The organism is Streptomyces niveiscabiei (assembly GCF_033794345.1).
Classification (GTDB): domain Bacteria; phylum Actinomycetota; class Actinomycetes; order Streptomycetales; family Streptomycetaceae; genus Streptomyces; species Streptomyces niveiscabiei.
In genome coordinates, this window is the sequence record NZ_JARAYJ010000075.1 from 1 (window position 1) to 16,167 (window position 16,167).

Consider the following 16,167-nt stretch of genomic DNA (forward strand, 5'->3'; position numbering starts at 1 on the left):
CGCCGAGCGGGCGACGACCGAACCAACGAACCTGAACACCCGTCAACCCCTCCTGACCAGCTGATCAACATCTCTCGCGCAGCGGGGGAACCTCAGAGTCCGGGACCCACCCCGGTACCACCCGTGGGTTGACGCGGCGACGGATATCACGATCTGAGTGATGGAGGACGTGTGACAGGCCCGACGCTACATTGGATCAGGTCGGCATGCGGATGCTCGGGAGAGGTCGGACAAACGTAGATCTGCATGTTGTCGGTACTGCCGACTTCGACCTTGGTCGGCTGCGAGGGGCTCTGGCCACAGCAATGACCAACGGTGTTGCCGCCGTGGGCATCCTGGTCTTCACAAGGTGCCCAGCTGTGTCCCTCGCCGCCGTCCCACTCGAAGGAGGCAATGGTCAGCAGCGGCACCATCTGCGCATCACAGACAGCGCAGTATCGGGGGTAGGGGTCGGTGCGGCCCCACGGAGGCCAGCCGCCGACCTTCCATCCGGGCGCGTCTGCCAGATGCATGTCGTAGAAGTCCCGCGGATAGTCCGCGTAGGAGCTGTCCACGTCGGCGCCGGCTGCCTGCCATCTGCTCCAGCCCTCCACCATCAGCCGCATCTGCGGGCTCAGGTCAAGGCTGTCGGGGTACTCAGTGATTGCTTCCGGTGCCAGCACGCACGGCTCCGGCACATAGCCCTCGTAGTTCACCTCGTACGGCTCCGGCGGTGCGGCGAGGATGTCGACGACCTCGGCGGCGGACCGCCAGAACAACGCGGTCGACGGCTTGTAATCCGGATCGTGGTCGTAGGGACACCAGAGAACCTGGAGCAGATCGGCCTGTCCGGGCGGGCTCAGCAAGGGTACGTCGCGTAGATACAGCTGGGCCACGGGCAGCATGGGAACCGGACAGTCCGCAGGCAGTGGAGGGCCGGCGTCGAGTCGCTTCGCGAGCATCGCGGCATTCCGCTCCTTGAGTCTCTCCTCCTCGGGCGTTATGCCGGGACCACCGTGATCGCTGTGCCGCCGGGCCTGTATGCGTCTCGTGAGTCGCACGTCGGCCGGCGACTGACGGAACCCACTGTCCCGGTGCAGGTGCGAGGCTTCGCAGTGCGGCCACGGCTCCGCCAACGGCGCCAACTCAGGAAAGACCGCGGTCACGTCCACGGGCCTCGGCGGAGTCGTACGTACGGAAACCATGCAGGTGATCCTGCCACCAGACACTGACAGCCCCTGGCCGCATCAACCAGCTTCAGAGGCGTCGGTGTTCAGCTGGTCAAGCCCAACGAATACAGCCTGTCAAGGCTCCCCGCGCCTGAACGGTACGGACAGCTTGTCCGCGCACTGGCCCTCGCGGGCTGGAAAGGTTCCTGGCCGGCGGGGTGGCGATCTTCCGGGCGGTGCCGCGAGCCGTCCGGAAGACCGTCGCCACGTTCACACCGCCGAGTGCCGGGAACCCCCACGAGCGGTTCCCGGCACCCCTATCCAGTCAGACGAAAAGGAGTCCGGCGTGCTTTCTGCGGAAACCCCCGCGAGGACCGAGCTGGGCAGGTTCTTCGAGGTCTCGGCCCGGCAGTTCGCCACCGATCAGCCCGTACCCGAGATGTTCTCGGCTGCCGTCGACGCGGAGTGGCACCTCCTCCTGAACGACCCCGGGTACGCGGCGTTCTGCGCCGAGCACGCGGGCCGGCTGGTCAACCACGTCGAGAACACCGGCTTCGGCAGGGTCACTTGGGTCGCCGCGTACGAGGAGATGTTCGGCCCGCTCCCGGAGGTGTGGTTCACCGACGCCGACGGCGTGCTGAACGAGCGGGCGCTCGCGCGCTACCGGGAGACCGGCGAGGTGTGGGCGGAGTGGGACTGCACGCCCCTTCCCGGTGGCGAAGTCGCGCCGTCCATCGCCGGATGACGACCGGCCCACGAACAGGAGCGCCCCGGACCCCCGCCGGGGCGCTCCGCCTCGTCGAGGCGCAGACGGCCGATCCCCGCACGGTGGACGTCGCGGGGTACGTGGACGCGGTGTCGGCGCACTGCCCCTACCTCGCGCCGTCCGTACGCCGTGGCCTGACGACCTGGACGGTCTACGAAGTCGCAAGCGACGACGGCGAGTTCGTCGAAGCGGGGCTGTTCCACGCGGGCGTCCAGGCGGCGGAATGGGTGCGCCCCCTCGCGGCCCGCCCGCACGGCGCGCTGGTGTGCGAGAACGTCGTCGTCCTCGGAGACACCGGCCGTCTCCTGGACTGGCCGCACTGGGCGCTGAAGCACCTGTACGCCCCGGTCGGCCTCATGATCGGCAAGTTCCACCACGGCGAAGAACGGCTCGACCGTAAGAACCTGCCGATCCCGCCTCCGCCGTACTCGTTCGTCCCGGTCCGCCCGGCCCGTCCGCGGTGGTGGGTGTATCCCCGCGGTGAACCCCTGTGCGCTCTGGAGACCGGCGGGTAGTCGTACCTCATGCCGGTCCTCCCGCTCACCCGAGCCGAACGGTGGCTCGCCGAGCCCACGCCTTCGCCGCGCACCCCGGCCGAGCTGTGGGCCCGCTGGCGCGAGCACCGCCGCCGGCCCCACCGGTCTGACCCGGGACGCGCCCTCAGGCAGGGACGGAGACGTCCTCGTAGGCCCCGTCGAGGATGAACCCGTTGTCGAAGCGGACCCGCACGCGCTGGCGAGGCGCCGGTTCCTGGAAGGCGGTTCATGCGGGTTCCAGGGAGCCGATCTTCTCTTCAAGCCGACTCCTGCTCTCCGGGAGCATCTAGGCCCCGAAGGCGTCGAGCAGCGACGTGAGCCTCTCGCACTTGCGTACATCGTCGCTCTCGTCCCAGGTGGCCGACCACCTGCTCGACGGTCCCGCCGGTGCCCGCCACCAGGGACAGGAACCCGACGACGACCCCGTACACCTCGTCCGAATCGGTCAGCTGGGTGTCCGGAGCCGGCACCACCCGTCGGCCTGCCTTCAGAGGCGTCTGTCGGCGTGGGCCGCGCCCGTCGCGTTCGCGCGGTGCAGGAACGCCTCGACGAGGCGGTCGGTGAAAGCCTGGTCGACGGGTTCCGCCGTCACCAGGACGCGGTGGTAGAGCGGCCCCACGAGTTGGTCGATCTCCGCCGCCATGTCGAGTCCGGCGGGGAGTTGGCCGCGTTCCACCGCGCGTTCCAGCGGGAGCCGGTCGCGTCGGCGCTGTTCGTCGAGGTACCTGGAGCGCAGGGCCGCGGCGAACGCGGGATCGTGCTGGGCGTGCCCGATGAGGGCCTTGAAGACGGCGCCCGCGTCGGACCGGGTGAGGAACAGGGCCAGTTGGCGCAGGTGGGCGCGCAGGTCCGGGGCCAGGTCGCCGTGGTCGGGCGGGGTCAGGGCTTCGGCCGCGTCCTGGAGGAAGGCGTCCAGGAGGATGTCGGTCTTGGTCTTCCACCAGCGGTAGACGGTCTGCTTGGCGACGCCCGCCCGGGCGGCGATGCCCTCGATGGTGACGCCGGTGAAGCCCTTCTCGACCAGGAGGTCGTCGGCCGCCTCCAGCACGGCCTGCCTGGCCTGTTCGCTGCGGCCGTGTCTGTTGCCGTGGTGGCGTGCCGCCGGTTGCGGCCCGGTGGTCGCGGTGGCCGTACGTCCTTGTTCCATGTCTGCCTCCTGGGGCCAGGGTAGGCCAAAATCCCTAGACGCTACGCAACGGTGCGTCTAGCCTAGGTTCATGACACCCACCAACACACTCGAAGACCCCCGCGTCGCCACCGCCCTTGACCGGATGCTCCGGGCCGCCGAGCAGGACGACGAGACCCGCAGGCGGATCCGGGCCGCCTGGCCCCAGGGCTTCGCGCACCTCGGCCCCCAGGAGCAGGCGGACGCCAAGGCGGAGGTGTACATGCCGATCTCCGCCCAGGGTGGCCGCCTCCTCTACAACCTGGTCCGGGCCGTCCGCCCCGCGACCGTCGTCGAGTTCGGCACGTCCTTCGGCATCTCCACGCTCCATCTCGCCGCAGCGGTGCGCGACAACGGGACGGGGCGGGTGATCAGCACGGAACTGAGCGCCGCCAAGGCCACGGCCGCCCGCCGGACGTTCGCCGAGACGGGGCTGGACGACCTGATCACCGTCCTCGAAGGAGACGCCCGCGACACCCTCGCCGCAGTCGCCGGCCCCGCGGACTTCGTCCTCCTCGACGGCTGGAAGGACCTGTGCCTGCCCGTCCTGCGCCTCCTCGAACCACGCCTCGCACCCGGCACCCTCGTCGTCGCCGACGACGTCGACCTGGAGGACCTCGCGCCCTACCTCGACTACGTCCGTGCCCCCCAGAACGGCTACCAGAGCGTCACGTTCCCCGTGGAGGACGGAATGGAGATCAGCTGCCGCCTCTAGACTCCTCCTCGCACGCCGATCTGGACACCCATCATCGGTCGCGAGTTGAACCGGCTGGGAACCGGGAGTTGCACGGCGTCGCGGACTGTCTCACGAGTGACGATGGCCAGTCCGTTGCGTTGCTGGCCGGTATCAGTCCAGTAGATGTTCACGATGTCCGGCGGGGATTCAGAGCCGATGTTTCGGCCTCACCGACACCCTGAGACACCATGGTCTGCCCGCCCGCGCAGCTCGGAACACAGCCATGATGGACGCCCTGGCCGACCTGCCGACCATGGTCATCGCTGACCTGCTCGGCATCCACCCCAAGACAGCCGAACGCTGGGCCACTCTCGCCGGCGCAAACCGGTCCGCGCATAGGCGATCAGCGACCCGGCTGGTCCGGGGATCAGGATCCGGTGCTGTAGCGGGTGAGCATGAGGGCGACGGCTTCGTCCACGATCGCGGCGTCGGTGGGGTTGGGCGGGACGAAGTCGGTCCGTACGAGTTGGGGCCACAGGAACTGGCTACAGATCATGCCGAGGAACTGTTCGGCCACCGCGGCTGCCGACTGTGGCCGTCCGTCGGCGGAACGGAAGTCGAGTGTGCCGGCCTGTGCTTCGGCGTCCAGGTAGTCGCGGAGCCGGTCGAAGAAGGGCCCGCGGTCGATGGCGAACCCGGTGCCGACGATGTCGGCGAGTTCGGGCATCTGGGGCAGTTCGGTGATGATGAGGCGGCACAGCGCCGCGGTGCCGGGGCGCGCGACCAGGCAGGCGTAGTCACGGCCGATGTGGTCCAGACCGTACCGGGGGTCACCCGGCGGGGGCGGTTCGGCGTACTCCACGTCCAGCTGCCACTGTTCGGAGGTGACGGCAGCGAAGAGCGCGGCCTTGGTGGGGTACCGCTTGAAGAGGGTGCCGGTGGAGACGCGGGCCTCCTTGGCGATCTGGGCGAGGGAGGTCTTGTCGTATCCCCGGGCGAGGAACAGGTCGCGGGCGGCACGGATGATGCGCGCGCGGTTCTCCTCTTTGATCTGCGCGTGATACCCGGTTCGGCACGTGCCGTCACCGGTTTGTGCTCGGTCCGCCACTGACATACTCGCCTCTCGCCCGTCCCCGGCCGCGTCCCCGCCGTCAGAGGACGGTCTGGCCGCCGTCCAGGATAAGGTCCTGGCCCACAACGAAGGCCGAGGCATCCGAGGCCAGGTACACGACGGCCTCCGCGACCTCCTCGGGCATGCCCATGCGTTCCAGCGGGATGGTGGAGCTGATCCCCTCCACGACCGCCGCCTGCACCGCGGGGTCCTCGATCCCGAGCTTGGCGGCGGAGTACAGCGGGGTGTTCACCGGGCCGGGGCTGACCGCGTTGAAGCGGATGCCGTGCGATTTGAGCAGGTCCGCGTTCCACGACCGCATCAGGGAGGAGACGGCCGCCTTCGTCGCGGCGTAGGCGTTCGAGTTCCCGTATCCGCCGTGCGCGCTGTTGGACGCGTTGAGGATGACCGAGGACGAGTCGGCCAGCACCGGCACCAGGGCCTGGGTGAGGAAGAAGACGCTCTTGACGTTGATGTCGAAGAGCCGGTCGAAACTGTCCTCCGTGTGGGCCTCGAACGGCCGCCAGTCCGAGACGCCGGCGTTCAGGAAGGCCACGTCCAGCTCTCCGAAGTGCTCACCCACCTGCTTGGCCAGGGCGCGCTGCGCGTCGAGATCGCGTGCGTCGGCCTGCACCACCGGCACCTTGTCCCCAAGGATCTGCCGCGCCCTGTCGATGCTGGCCGGGGTGACGCCGGTGACCAGCACCTCGGCCCCCTCCGCGACGAAACGCCGCGCGGTCTCCAGACCGATCCCACTCGTGCCGCCGGTGATGAGGGCGCGCTTGCCCGCAAGACGATTCATGTTCGCTGTTCCTCGCCGAGAAGAAGGTAAGTCGATTGACTCACCATGCGAAAGTAGCCCCTGCACCTCGCGATGGCAAGTCGATCCACTTACCATCGGGGCCGGGGGTGGTTCCGCTGAGCCGGGGAAGGTGGCCGGCACCGGCTCGAATGCCGTCTCGCGGGTCGTCGGTGAGCAGTCGGGCGTTGGTGTCTTCCCTAGCCCGGCGGCCCCGCAGGAATCTCGCGGGGCTCATCGGCCTCTGGGGCGGTCGCCTCTCGGCAACTGCTCGGCGGCCAGGTCGTAGGAATCCTCGACCACGTCGGTGATCAGCCGCTCGGTGACGCCGGGTCCCGGCCCCAGTGAGATCCAATGGCGCTTGTCGAGATAGCGGCCCGGCGTGATCGAGGCGTAGCCACGCTCCAGTGCCCACGCGTGCTCGGGCTCGCACTTGACCGTGACGATCTGTTCGTGCGGGTCGTCGGTGACGATCAGGAACACCTTGCCGGCGACCTTGTATACGTCGAGTCCCGGAGCGAAGGGGTAGCCGTGGCTCACGCCGGGGAGGGACAAGGCCGCCCGGCGGGCGATGTCCTGAAGCCGGTCACCGGCCGCGCTCACCGGGCCGCCCGCGTGCCGGTGCCATAGGTGTGCGGGTCGACGGGCCGCTCTGCCTTGGGCAACTGGGCGACGACGAGCCGGTAGGAGTCGGTGACGAGCTCCCGGACGAGCTCCTTGTCGACGCCTTCTCCGCCCTCCACGGTGATCCAGTGCTTCTTGTTCATGTGATAGCCGGGGGTGATGTGGCTGTACTGCTCCCGCAGGGCGTGGGCCTCTCCGGGGTCCGCCTTGAGGATCACGACGGGCCGCCCCGGGACTTCCGTCATCAGCATGAACACCTTGCCGCGCACCTTGTAGACCTCCCAGTCGGGGCCGAAGGGGTGCTCCAGCTGGGATCCCGGGAGTTCTTCCGCGCAGTCGGCGGCGGTCTTGTGCAGGGCAGATCCGTTCATGGGGTGTCGCCTTCCTCAGGTGGTGACGGACTGTGGCATCGAGGAATGTGGAGGGCGCGCCGCGCGGGCGCGGTGGCTCGTCCCATCCTTCCGCCGCAGCCGCCCAGAAGGGCGGTAGGCTGCGGACACGTGATGGTCGACAGGCGACACCCCGATCCGAGTGGAACCGCGTCCGGTCCGGCCGCGGTTCCGCTGTACGGTTTCCAGCCCCCGGTCGGTACCCCGTACGGCCTTGAGGTCAGCCTCATCGAGGACTTCTTCGCCCACCACGACGACTGGCCGTGGAACCCGCCCCGTCCGGGCCGCGCCACCTTCCACTACCTCATCACCGTCACCGAGGGCGAGCTGCAGCACGACGTCGACCACGTCACGCGGACCGTCGGCCCTGGCCAGTGGCTGTGGGTGCGTCCCGGACACGCGCAGTGCTGGCATCCGCCCGGCACCGCCCGCGGCCCGTTCATCCTGTTCGAACCGGACGTACTGCGACCCGACCTCGCCCGTCTCCTGGCCCCACTCACCGCGCACGGGGCACCGGCCGTGCTCAGCCCGCACCCCCACGACACCGCCTGGCTCCAGCAGACGGCACTCCAACTCCTGGACGAACACCGCGCACTGGGGCGCCGCCCTCTCGACATCCACCACGCGCTGCGGCGCAGCCTGCTCGAATCACTGCTGCTGCGCCTGGCCAACTCCCCGGGCATCGCCCCCACCGGGACGGCCTCGGCCGGCGCGGGCCGCGCCGACCGGTACGGGCGCTTCCTGGACGCCTTGGAGCTGCGCTTTCGCGAGCTGCACCAAGCCGCGGACTACGCCGAGTTGCTCGGCTGCTCGGTCCGCACCCTCAGCCGCGCCGCCCGGGATGCCGCCGGCAAGGGAGTACGCGAACTCATCGACGAGCGGCGCCTCCTGGAAGCCCGGCGCCTGCTGGGAACAGCCCGGTGGGACGCCCGGGCCGTGGCCGTCCACCTCGGCTTCACCGACCCCGCGAACTTCGGCCGCTTCTTCCGCGACCGCACCGGCCTCACCCCGGCCGCCTTCGCGGCCCGTGCAGCAAGGACCGACGCGTGACGGAAACGCGGCGCAGGCCCCTTGCCCGTCAGGAGGCGATGGCTCCCGGAGCGGTCAGTCTGTGGTGAAGCTGGACAGTACGGCGGCCGGGAGGCGGCTGCCTGCCAAGCCGTGGGGAAGGATCTCGGCGATGCGGGCCAGATCGGCGGCCGAGAGCTGGGCGGTGGTGATGCCCTTGGTGTCGGCCAGGTTCTTGAGCTGTTCGGTGGCGTGCACGTTGTACGTGTAGTTCTCGCCCTGCCGACGCTCGTCCCAGCTGCGCATGTCGTCCGCGGGGTACTCGCCGGCGGGCTTGCCGAAGTACTTCACCTTGCCCTCGGTGAACAGTTCGCCGACCACGCCGGCGACCTCCTCGACCGGAACGTCGGGGTCGGAGATGTGCTGGTAGAAGAGGTCGATGTGGTCGCTCCGCAGGTAGCGCAGGCTGTTCTCGGCAACCTTGCGGATGTTTTCCGGACGGCTGTTGAAGGCGGGGCGGTCATGTCGAAGCCGAACTTGGTGGCGAGGACCACCTCGTCACGGAAGCCCTTGACCGCCTCGTCCAGGAGGATCTCGTTGCTGCCGGTGCCGGCGCCGTACAGCTCGGCGGTGTCGAAGAAGTCGATCCCGAGTTCGTAGGCGCGGCGGGTGGTCGCGATGCCCTCGTCGTCGTTCGAGGCGCCGTGGGCCATGGACATGCCCATGATCCCCAGGCCGAGCGCGGAACGCCCGGCTGCCAAACCAAACGGTTCGGCGCTTTATCCGGGGGCTATGCCCCAGTCCCGCGTTTGCGGCCCGACCGCAGCGCCCGCCGGAGCGGGCGGTGACACCACGCGCGAGCGCATCCTCACCGCCGCCATGGAGGAGTTCGCCCGCCACGGCATCGCCGGGGCCCGTGTGGACCGCATCGCCAAGCTCGCCAGGACCAGCAAAGAACGCGTCTATGCCTACTTCCGCGGCAAAGACGCGCTCTCTTCGGCTGTCGTCGCACGGGAGTACGTCGTCATCGCCGAGGCCACCCAGATGGACCCGTCCGACCTGCCTGGCTACGCGGGCCGCCTGTTCGACTACTTCGTCGCCCGTCCAGACCACCACCGCCTGATCACCTGGGGCCGCCTCGAGCTGCCGGGCACCAGAGCCATTGCCGACGATCCCGACCAGGCAGTGATCGCCCGCAAAATCGACCAGTTCCGCCAGGCGCGGCAAACCGGACAGCTTGACCCCGCCTGGGACCCGGCCGATGCCCTCGCCCTGGTCAACCAGATCGCCATGACCTGGGCGTCACAACCCGAACCCAGGGAGGCCGCCGCCGCACACGCCGTGGACCCCACCACCGCCGCCCGCCGCGCCGCGGTGGTGACCGCTGTCGAACGGCTTTTCCCCCGAGCGCACTGACGTCCCCCGGACAGGCGGCCACCCTCCTCGACCGTTCCTCGAACGGCGCCGACCGCCCTTGCCGCTCAAGTCGAGGAATCCGGGCTCAGCAGTCCAGGACGACGACGTGTTTGCCCGGCGTGGTGCCGGACTCGACGTCGGCCTGGGCGTCACGGACCTGTGCCAGGCCGTGGTAGACCTTCGCGATCGGGACGTTGAGGCGTCCTGCGGCGACGGCCTGGAGCTGGCGGGCGAAGACATCGGCCGGGAGGTCGGCTGCCTGACCGCCGTAGGACGTCAGCCGCACCCCGCCCGGGATCATGAACGGGCTGAAATCGGGGATCGTCCACTGGCCCGCCAGGGCTCCGGTGAAGCAGACAGTGCCGTGCCGGCGGACGGTACGGAGGGTGTCGGCGAGGACCGAGCAGCCCACCAGCTCCAGTACGGCGTCGACACCCTCCGGCATCAGCTCGTTCACCTGGTCGGCGATCACGCCGCCGTCGACGAGGGGATGGTCGACGCCCGCGGCCCGCAATTCCCCGGCCCGTTCCGGGCTGCGGGTGGTGGACAGCACAGTGGCTCCGAGGTCCTTCGCGATCGTGGCCGCGCTCAGCCCGACCGTGGAGGTGCCGCCGCGGATCAGCAGCGTCTGCCCGGCCTTGAGGTCCAGGCCGGTGGTCAGCGACCCGTAGGCGGTCTGGAACATCTCCGGCAGCGCACCGACGACCTCCCACGGCAGGTCGGTCTCAAACGGGATGACCTGCGCCGTGGGGACGGTCACGTACTGGGCGTACGCGCCGTCGTACGAGCGGCCCATGCCGCCCATCATCGTGGCCACCTGCTGTCCCGGCCTCAGCTCACTGGCCTCGTCGGCCTCGTCGACCACGCCGACGCCCTCGATGCCGGGCACACGCGGGTAGGTGACCTCCGCGTCCGACTCGCCCTTGCGGGTGGTGACCTCGGACTCGTTGACGCCGAACGCCTTCACCCGGATCCGTACCCAGCCGGGCTTGCGGACGGGCACCGGAACATCCTTGATCTGAAGTGCGTCCAGGCCGCCGGGCCGGGTGACGACGACGGCCCGCATCGTCCCCCGTGCGGCGTCACCGCCTGCTGACGGTTGGCTCATGTCGAGTTCCTTACTCTGTTCGCCCCCTGGTGCGCTGTTCCGGGTCACTTGGTGACCGTCAGGGGCGGGCGATGTTCTCGAACAGGTTGAGGACCTCCTGGTAGTGGGCGCTGGGCTCGTAGGGAAGGTTGCCGACACTGCCCGAGGTGGGCCGGTCCGTGACGGCGGGCCACAGGCGGGTCCGTTCACCGGTGACGAAGTCGAGCACGATGTCGCGGATACGCGTGTCACGGTCGGCCTGTTCGGGGCTGCGTCCCGGCTTTTCCTGGCCGACCAGGGCGTACATCTCGGTGCCGTGCACGGCGGGCGCGCCCTCGGCGGGTCCGATCGCGAGGAGATGGGCGTTGCCGCCCGCGGCGGCGTGGGCCAGCGCGCCACGGGCCGCGGGGAGCGTGAAGATGTAGTCCGTCAGGGACGCGGCGCGGACCTCGGCAGCGGTGCGGCCACCCTGGTCGTAGGTGTCGACGATCTTCCTGGCGCGGGAGCGGGGAATGCGCCACCCCGCGAACTCGTCGGTGACGCGCTCGACGGTGTGCGGGTCGAACCGGTCGAGGTCGTTCGCCACCCACCAGCCCATCTCGTCGCTGGCCGTGCTCAAAAGGACGTCGATGTCTCGGTGCGAGCCCGAGGCCAGGACGTCCAGGGGGTGGTCGTGCAGCACCCCGCCGGGCTGTCCGGCGTCCAGGACGACACCGAGACTCTTGTTGTCCATCCCGCCACGGACTCCCAGGTCCGTCGGACAGACCTTGTGCAGGGCGGCCACCAGGGACGCCGCGTCCAGATCAATCAGCTTGTCGGGGTTGCCCGCGACACCGAGTTCGGTGACGAACCGCTCCGCGAGTTCCTCGGCCCACCAGGCCGGGACGAGACGCGAGGGGGCGCCGGAGAACCCGGCCAGCCGCCGGTACAGGCCGTCCGCGGAGGACGCCCCGAGCAGCCCGAGAGTGGAGTAGGCGCCGGCACTGTGGCCGAAGACGGTCACCTCATCCGGGTCGCCACCGAAGGAGGCGATGTTCTGCCCGACCCAGGCCAGCGCGGCGATCACATCTTGCAGGCCCAGGTTGCTGGCCTCGGCGAGCCGCCCGCCGTACTGCGACAGCGAGAGCGCGCCCAGGGCGCCGAGCCGGTAGTTCACCGACACGCTCACCACGCGTCCCGTCGCGGCGAGACCGGCGGCGTTCGAGGTGATCTGCGTGTTCGCGCCGTACTCGAATCCGCCGCCATGGATGTACACGGCCGCCGGAAGCGCCTTCCCGGTCGGCTGCTCGGGAGCCCACACGTTCAGATTCAGGCAGTCCTCGCCCATCCCGCTGTCCGCTTCGAGCCAGTCACCGGCATCGGGCTGGACAGAGACGACACCCTTGCGGTCAAAGGGGCGCTCCGGATCGAAATCCGCGACCACAGGGCGGCGGTACCGCTCGGCGGTGGCGTACGGAATGCCCCACCAGGACCGCACCCCTGGTGCGGTGGGAGCCTTGGGCACGGTCGTGGTCATGGCGTGAGATTCCTTCGTGTGCGGTTGACGCGGCGTGTCGGCGGCTGATCGCTCGCGATGACGCTCTCCAAGCATTCCCTGGCTTCCGACAAACTGCCGTGCGAACAGCGGTCACCTGATGGTCATCAGGTGACACCTCCAGCCTGCGCGTGTGGCGGCGGCCAGCACCTGCGGCACCCGCAGCTACCCAAGCCCTGACGGAGCCCATACGCACCGGTCACGGTCAACCCAGCCCGCGGGTCGCGTCCTGGAACGCGCCGTTGTCGTCGTCGTGGTCGATGCGCCGCGCCATCTGTCCGACAGGTCCGCGAGCTACGGCGCGTACGTGAACCCGGAGAGAGTGGGGGGCGCCTCACATCTGCCGCACACTGTCAGCCCCGGCACAGCGACACGGCCGGGCGTAGATACCTCTTGCCCGGTCGCAGTTCTGGACACCCGCGCAGCTCGGAACACCCATCCATGATGGACGCCCTGGCCGCCCTGCCGCCCTGCCGCCCATGGTCATCGTCGACCTGCTCAGCATCCAGTGATGCTTGGCCCACCGCAGGCGAATACTGCCGCTCTCGAATACCGACACTCCGCCAGCGAGCCGACGATCTGTCGCTGTACCCGGCCGACGCGCCCTTCCCGAACCGACCGCACTACCGGAGCCGAGTGCCGTGGTGTCGGCGGCATATCGGTCCGATGTCGGTGGGGTCTGGCACCTTTCGAGAAGCCCTCTTCCTCAGCCGAGTTCAAGGAGCGCACATGACCATCACTATCCGACCGGGAAGCACCGTGATGTTCACCGGCGATTCGATCACCGACTGCCAACGACTGGAGAGCGAAGACGGTCTCGGGTTCGGCTACCCGCTGCGCGTCGCGGGCGAGTGGGGGCTCAGGCACCCGGACCGGCCCGTGACCTGGCTGAACACCGGGATCGGGGGCCACAAGGTGATGGACCTCGAAGCCCGCTGGCAGACAGACGTACTCGACGCACGCCCGGACGTGGTGTCGATCCTCGTCGGTGTCAACGACATGGGCTGGCACACGCTGGACCCGAAGGGGTACGTGATCCCCGCGGAGGAGTTCGAAGCGGGCTACGACCGCCTGCTCGCGCCCCTCGCCGAGGCGGGCACGAAGCTGATCCTCATCGAGCCGTTCCTTCTGCCGATCCGCGGCGTCGTCGAGGCCGGCGCCGGTCACGCGCTCATCGGAGACGACGAGCGAAGGGAATGGCGCACCGACCTGGACCCGAAGATCCAGGTCGTGCGCAAGCTCGCCCGCACGTACGGCGCGCATCTGCTCGCCGCCGACGACATGTTCGCCGAGCTCGCCGCGACGACCGGGCCGGCGTACTGGGCTGCGGACGGCGTGCACCCGACGCCGGCCGGTCACGCCGCCCTCGCGGCGGCCTGGCTGCGCCTGGTCGCATGACAGCTCGGCCGCAGTGCCCCAGGCGGGGGGCGGATGTTCCTGAACCCGCGTCGGCCCCGGGTCGGGTGAGTGCCATGCCGGGGCGGGTGGTCTTCTCCCAGGGTTTGCGCTGGTCGGTCGCCAGCGGCAGCGCGAGGCGGAGCTGGGTGTGGGCGGTGATGACGGGCCAGGTCCAGCGGTCCACCGCCCGCAGGACGCGCAGCTGGGGGCAGGTCCAGCTCAGGGACTCCTTGAACAGGCGGAATGTGTGCTCCAAGGTCGGATCTGCGCAGGTAGCACGACCGGACGACGTCGACGTCGTCCGGGCTGGCGCCGGTCGCGGAGGACCACAGCCAGACGGGCGGCGCGTCGCGGTCGCCGGGCAGGTCATCGACCTTGGGGCGGATCAACTTGCCCTCGACCAGGGGGAGTTCGCCGTCCAGGTCGATTCAGGCCGAGCGGTGGGTGAGCCGAGGGTGGACGCGGTCCCACGCTCTCGTCTCGGCCTTGCCGTAGAGGGGCGTGTCGTTCATGGTCACCACCATCGGCTCGGGCCAGGTCTCCGGCTTGGCCAGGCGGAACTCCGGTCCGCGCTTCGGAGGCCGGCCGCCCTTCGGGACGTAGACACGCGGCGGCTTCGGCAGCACTATGGCGGCACCCCACAAATACCCGGACGAACCCCGCGAGCGCGCGGTCCGTGAGGTCCAGGCCGCCGGCCGCCCAGTCGTGCACGCCGCGAAGGACCTGGGCATCCACAAGGAGGCCCTGCGCGGCTGGGTCAGGCAAGCCGAGGCCGGACCGCGGCGAGCGGGACGAGCTGAAGCAACTCCACAAGGAAAAGGCGGAGTTGAGGCGGGCGAACGAGATCCTCAAGGCTGCCAGCGTGTTTTTTGCCCAGGAGATCGGCCGTCCCCGGACGAGGCCGAGCCGGGGGTGCCCCCTCGGGAGGGAGTGATCGGCCACCTGCGCGAACGCGGCCTCGGGGTCGGTCTCCCCCAGAGGGGGCGCCCCCAGCCTGCCGGGTCCTGGCGCTGTCGCCGTCGACGCACTTCGCCCGCAAGAAGCGGCCGAAGTCGGCCCGCCGGCTACGCGGTGAACAGCTCATGCCGCTGATCGGGGAGATCCACACGGAGTCGGACGGCACCTACGGCGCCCGGCGGATCACCCGCGCCCTCGGGCGAAAGGGCGTGGACGTGGCCCGCTGCACCGTTGAGCGACTGATGACTGAGCTGGGCATCGAACTGCGGGTGGCCGACATGACGTATGTCCGCACCTGGTCGGGCTGGCGTATATGACGTTTGTCCTGGACGTGCACTCACGGATGATCGTCGGCTGGCAGGTCGCCGGCCACATGCGAACCGAACTCCCGCTGGACGCCCTGGAGATGGGGTTGTGGACACGCCGGATCAAGAAGAGCTCCGGCCTCATTCATCACAGCGACCGCGGGTTACCCGATACGCGTCCGTTCGGTATACCGACCGACTGTCCGGCATCGGCGCCTCAGCGTCGGTCGGCTCTGTCGCGGACTCGTACGACAACGCGATGGCCGAGGCGTTGAACGGCACCTTCAAGGCCGAGCTGATCGAGATGCAGGGCCTCTGGAAGGACGGCGGCCAGGTCGAGCGGGCAATCTTCCAGTGGGTCACGCGGTACAACGAGGGCCGGTGTGCTTGGCCGTGCTGGACATGCTGCTGCGATGACTGAATCGCGGGATGAATGGTTGGCCACCTTGCCCCCGGACAGGCGGGACATCCGTAGGTCCGGCTCGCGCGAGGACGGCGTTGGCCTGGAGTGGTCAGGCGTGCGGCGGGCCGCCCAGGAGTGTCACCCCGTACTGGGCCAGCATGTCCGCGTGGTCCATGTCATGACGCGCGTCGGCGGGGCCGATCGACCGGAAGTAGCCCTCGATAGCGCCAGGGTTGTTGATCACCAGCACGTCCGCCGTCGTGGTGAGCGACTGGAATGTGTGGGGAACCAGCCGGGGGCCGAAGACATAGGCACCCGGCTCGGCGTCATGGACGTCGCACTCGTCGAGTGAGGCCGATCCGACCCAGAACCGGACGCGGCCGGACAGGACCACCCAGCTTTCGTCCTCGCGGCTGTGGCTGTGCAGGGGCGGCGCGTCCGCCTGGCGCATGGTCAGTCGCAGGACGCTGACCACTCCTTGCGTCTCGGAGGTCGACACGACCTGCTCCTGGACGCTGTTGTAGTAGCGGTAGAGGGTGCCTTCGCCCGGGTTGCGCACGAGCGCAATGCTCATTGGGAGTCCTCCTCTGCTGTGCATGCGGGATGGCCAGGCCGTCGTGGGCCACCGGAAAACCTGTTTAATTTACGCTTCAATCATTGCTTGCGCTGAGAGCTCGTAACACGATCATGATCGGTGTTTCTTGAGGCGTCTCCAGCAGATCAGAGCGCAGGCCAACGAGACGAAGGCGTCGTGGAGTTCGGTTCGGCGTTCCCAGCGGACGGCGAGGCGCTTGAACTGATGGAGCAGGGCGAAGGTCTGCTCGACGACGTAACGGAGTTTGCCC

General features: G+C 69.3%; 20 protein-coding genes and 2 pseudogenes. 10 read left to right on the forward strand and 12 right to left on the reverse strand.

The window, feature by feature from the left end; genetic code table 11:
* Positions 1-146: 146 nt before the first annotated feature.
* Positions 147-1,184: a hypothetical protein gene (locus PV682_RS43190; protein ID WP_319738299.1), complete on the reverse strand. Its 1,038-nt coding sequence runs from the start codon at positions 1,182-1,184 to the stop codon at positions 147-149.
* Positions 1,185-1,494: 310 nt separating this feature from the next.
* On the opposite strand from PV682_RS43190, the gene PV682_RS43195 reads away from it, so the two are divergent.
* Both PV682_RS43195 and PV682_RS43200 read left to right on the forward strand, forming a co-directional pair.
* Positions 1,495-1,893, forward strand: a complete 399-nt coding sequence (locus PV682_RS43195; protein ID WP_319738301.1) for a hypothetical protein — start codon at positions 1,495-1,497, stop codon at positions 1,891-1,893.
* Positions 1,890-2,429, forward strand: a complete 540-nt coding sequence (locus PV682_RS43200; RefSeq protein ID WP_319738303.1) for a DUF6875 domain-containing protein — start codon at positions 1,890-1,892, stop codon at positions 2,427-2,429. Before PV682_RS43195 ends, PV682_RS43200 begins: the two co-directional genes overlap by 4 nt.
* A gap of 508 nt (positions 2,430-2,937) precedes the next feature.
* On the opposite strand, the gene PV682_RS43205 is transcribed toward PV682_RS43200, so the two are convergent.
* Positions 2,938-3,597, reverse strand: coding sequence for a TetR/AcrR family transcriptional regulator (locus PV682_RS43205; protein WP_319738305.1), 660 nt, complete (start codon positions 3,595-3,597; stop codon positions 2,938-2,940).
* 70 nt (positions 3,598-3,667) lie between these two features.
* Here PV682_RS43205 and PV682_RS43210 point away from each other — a divergent pair, with 70 nt between their 5' ends.
* Entirely contained in the window at positions 3,668-4,330 is a 663-nt protein-coding gene (locus PV682_RS43210; protein WP_319738307.1) for an O-methyltransferase, read from the forward strand.
* A 388-nt stretch (positions 4,331-4,718) separates the two neighbouring features.
* Here the strand turns inward: PV682_RS43210 and PV682_RS43215 are convergent, their stop codons facing one another.
* The 4 genes from PV682_RS43215 to PV682_RS43230 form a co-directional block, all read right to left on the reverse strand.
* Complete coding sequence (locus PV682_RS43215) at positions 4,719-5,405, reverse strand: TetR/AcrR family transcriptional regulator (protein WP_319738308.1); 687 nt, start codon at positions 5,403-5,405, stop codon at positions 4,719-4,721.
* Positions 5,406-5,442: 37 nt separating this feature from the next.
* The gene (locus tag PV682_RS43220) at positions 5,443-6,204 is read right to left on the reverse strand and encodes an SDR family oxidoreductase (protein WP_319738310.1); all 762 of its coding nucleotides are present in this window, start codon (positions 6,202-6,204) and stop codon (positions 5,443-5,445) included.
* A gap of 231 nt (positions 6,205-6,435) precedes the next feature.
* Positions 6,436-6,804, reverse strand: a complete 369-nt coding sequence (locus PV682_RS43225; protein WP_319738312.1) for an MmcQ/YjbR family DNA-binding protein — start codon at positions 6,802-6,804, stop codon at positions 6,436-6,438.
* On the reverse strand, positions 6,801-7,196 hold the full coding sequence (locus PV682_RS43230; RefSeq protein WP_319738315.1) for an MmcQ/YjbR family DNA-binding protein: 396 nt from the start codon (positions 7,194-7,196) through the stop codon (positions 6,801-6,803). Before PV682_RS43230 ends, PV682_RS43225 begins: the two co-directional genes overlap by 4 nt.
* A gap of 129 nt (positions 7,197-7,325) precedes the next feature.
* Here PV682_RS43230 and PV682_RS43235 point away from each other — a divergent pair, with 129 nt between their 5' ends.
* Entirely contained in the window at positions 7,326-8,264 is a 939-nt protein-coding gene (locus PV682_RS43235; protein WP_319738316.1) for a helix-turn-helix domain-containing protein, read from the forward strand.
* Positions 8,265-8,318: 54 nt separating this feature from the next.
* Here PV682_RS43235 and PV682_RS43240 read toward each other — a convergent pair.
* Positions 8,319-8,947: pseudogene (locus tag PV682_RS43240) on the reverse strand (aldo/keto reductase).
* A 67-nt stretch (positions 8,948-9,014) separates the two neighbouring features.
* Between PV682_RS43240 and PV682_RS43245 the strand changes: the two are divergent.
* Positions 9,015-9,638: a TetR family transcriptional regulator gene (locus PV682_RS43245; protein ID WP_319738317.1), complete on the forward strand. Its 624-nt coding sequence runs from the start codon at positions 9,015-9,017 to the stop codon at positions 9,636-9,638.
* Between the two features lie 85 nt (positions 9,639-9,723).
* Here the strand turns inward: PV682_RS43245 and PV682_RS43250 are convergent, their stop codons facing one another.
* Together PV682_RS43250 and PV682_RS43255 are read right to left on the reverse strand one after the other, a co-directional pair.
* Positions 9,724-10,746 (reverse strand): alcohol dehydrogenase catalytic domain-containing protein, encoded by a 1,023-nt coding sequence (locus PV682_RS43250; protein WP_319738318.1) that lies wholly within the window; start codon positions 10,744-10,746, stop codon positions 9,724-9,726.
* Positions 10,747-10,804: 58 nt separating this feature from the next.
* Positions 10,805-12,241 (reverse strand): carboxylesterase family protein, encoded by a 1,437-nt coding sequence (locus PV682_RS43255; protein WP_319738319.1) that lies wholly within the window; start codon positions 12,239-12,241, stop codon positions 10,805-10,807.
* Positions 12,242-12,988: 747 nt separating this feature from the next.
* On the opposite strand from PV682_RS43255, the gene PV682_RS43260 reads away from it, so the two are divergent.
* The gene (locus PV682_RS43260; protein WP_319738321.1) at positions 12,989-13,657 is read left to right on the forward strand and encodes an SGNH/GDSL hydrolase family protein; all 669 of its coding nucleotides are present in this window, start codon (positions 12,989-12,991) and stop codon (positions 13,655-13,657) included.
* Positions 13,658-14,085: 428 nt separating this feature from the next.
* Here the strand turns inward: PV682_RS43260 and PV682_RS43265 are convergent, their stop codons facing one another.
* Positions 14,086-14,283, reverse strand: coding sequence for a hypothetical protein (locus PV682_RS43265; protein WP_319738322.1), 198 nt, complete (start codon positions 14,281-14,283; stop codon positions 14,086-14,088).
* A 1-nt stretch (position 14,284) separates the two neighbouring features.
* On the opposite strand from PV682_RS43265, the gene PV682_RS44500 reads away from it, so the two are divergent.
* From PV682_RS44500 to PV682_RS43275, 4 genes are read left to right on the forward strand one after another with little or no spacing between them, the layout of a single operon-like run.
* Positions 14,285-14,749: a transposase gene (locus PV682_RS44500; protein WP_407705842.1), complete on the forward strand. Its 465-nt coding sequence runs from the start codon at positions 14,285-14,287 to the stop codon at positions 14,747-14,749.
* A complete protein-coding gene (locus PV682_RS43270; protein ID WP_319738323.1) occupies positions 14,740-14,931 on the forward strand; it encodes an IS3 family transposase in 192 nt (63 codons plus the stop codon). Before PV682_RS44500 ends, PV682_RS43270 begins: the two co-directional genes overlap by 10 nt.
* 26 nt (positions 14,932-14,957) lie before the next feature.
* The gene (locus tag PV682_RS44505) at positions 14,958-15,194 is read left to right on the forward strand and encodes a hypothetical protein (RefSeq protein ID WP_407705843.1); all 237 of its coding nucleotides are present in this window, start codon (positions 14,958-14,960) and stop codon (positions 15,192-15,194) included.
* The gene (locus PV682_RS43275; protein ID WP_319738324.1) at positions 15,179-15,340 is read left to right on the forward strand and encodes a hypothetical protein; all 162 of its coding nucleotides are present in this window, start codon (positions 15,179-15,181) and stop codon (positions 15,338-15,340) included. Before PV682_RS44505 ends, PV682_RS43275 begins: the two co-directional genes overlap by 16 nt.
* 91 nt (positions 15,341-15,431) lie before the next feature.
* Here the strand turns inward: PV682_RS43275 and PV682_RS43280 are convergent, their stop codons facing one another.
* Positions 15,432-15,896, reverse strand: coding sequence for a cupin domain-containing protein (locus tag PV682_RS43280; protein ID WP_319738325.1), 465 nt, complete (start codon positions 15,894-15,896; stop codon positions 15,432-15,434).
* Positions 15,897-16,007: 111 nt separating this feature from the next.
* Positions 16,008-16,167 (reverse strand): annotated as a pseudogene (locus tag PV682_RS43285) (IS5/IS1182 family transposase); the annotation flags it as partial.

What these genes read in the sequence shown, in the direction of transcription:
- PV682_RS43190 (WP_319738299.1), bottom strand. Translation starts at nt 1,184, where the DNA reads ATGGTTTCCGTACGTACGACTCCGCCGAGGCCCGTGGACGTGACCGCG.
- PV682_RS43200 (WP_319738303.1), top strand. Translation starts at nt 1,890, where the DNA reads ATGACGACCGGCCCACGAACAGGAGCGCCCCGGACCCCCGCCGGGGCG.
- PV682_RS43205 (WP_319738305.1), bottom strand. Translation starts at nt 3,597, where the DNA reads ATGGAACAAGGACGTACGGCCACCGCGACCACCGGGCCGCAACCGGCG.
- PV682_RS43210 (WP_319738307.1), top strand. Translation starts at nt 3,668, where the DNA reads ATGACACCCACCAACACACTCGAAGACCCCCGCGTCGCCACCGCCCTT.
- PV682_RS43215 (WP_319738308.1), bottom strand. Translation starts at nt 5,405, where the DNA reads ATGTCAGTGGCGGACCGAGCACAAACCGGTGACGGCACGTGCCGAACC.
- PV682_RS43220 (WP_319738310.1), bottom strand. Translation starts at nt 6,204, where the DNA reads ATGAATCGTCTTGCGGGCAAGCGCGCCCTCATCACCGGCGGCACGAGT.
- PV682_RS43230 (WP_319738315.1), bottom strand. Translation starts at nt 7,196, where the DNA reads ATGAACGGATCTGCCCTGCACAAGACCGCCGCCGACTGCGCGGAAGAA.
- PV682_RS43245 (WP_319738317.1), top strand. Translation starts at nt 9,015, where the DNA reads ATGCCCCAGTCCCGCGTTTGCGGCCCGACCGCAGCGCCCGCCGGAGCG.
- PV682_RS43250 (WP_319738318.1), bottom strand. Translation starts at nt 10,746, where the DNA reads ATGAGCCAACCGTCAGCAGGCGGTGACGCCGCACGGGGGACGATGCGG.
- PV682_RS43255 (WP_319738319.1), bottom strand. Translation starts at nt 12,241, where the DNA reads ATGACCACGACCGTGCCCAAGGCTCCCACCGCACCAGGGGTGCGGTCC.
- PV682_RS43260 (WP_319738321.1), top strand. Translation starts at nt 12,989, where the DNA reads ATGACCATCACTATCCGACCGGGAAGCACCGTGATGTTCACCGGCGAT.
- PV682_RS44500 (WP_407705842.1), top strand. Translation starts at nt 14,285, where the DNA reads ATGGCGGCACCCCACAAATACCCGGACGAACCCCGCGAGCGCGCGGTC.
- PV682_RS43270 (WP_319738323.1), top strand. Translation starts at nt 14,740, where the DNA reads ATGCCGCTGATCGGGGAGATCCACACGGAGTCGGACGGCACCTACGGC.
- PV682_RS44505 (WP_407705843.1), top strand. Translation starts at nt 14,958, where the DNA reads ATGATCGTCGGCTGGCAGGTCGCCGGCCACATGCGAACCGAACTCCCG.
- PV682_RS43275 (WP_319738324.1), top strand. Translation starts at nt 15,179, where the DNA reads ATGGCCGAGGCGTTGAACGGCACCTTCAAGGCCGAGCTGATCGAGATG.
- PV682_RS43280 (WP_319738325.1), bottom strand. Translation starts at nt 15,896, where the DNA reads ATGAGCATTGCGCTCGTGCGCAACCCGGGCGAAGGCACCCTCTACCGC.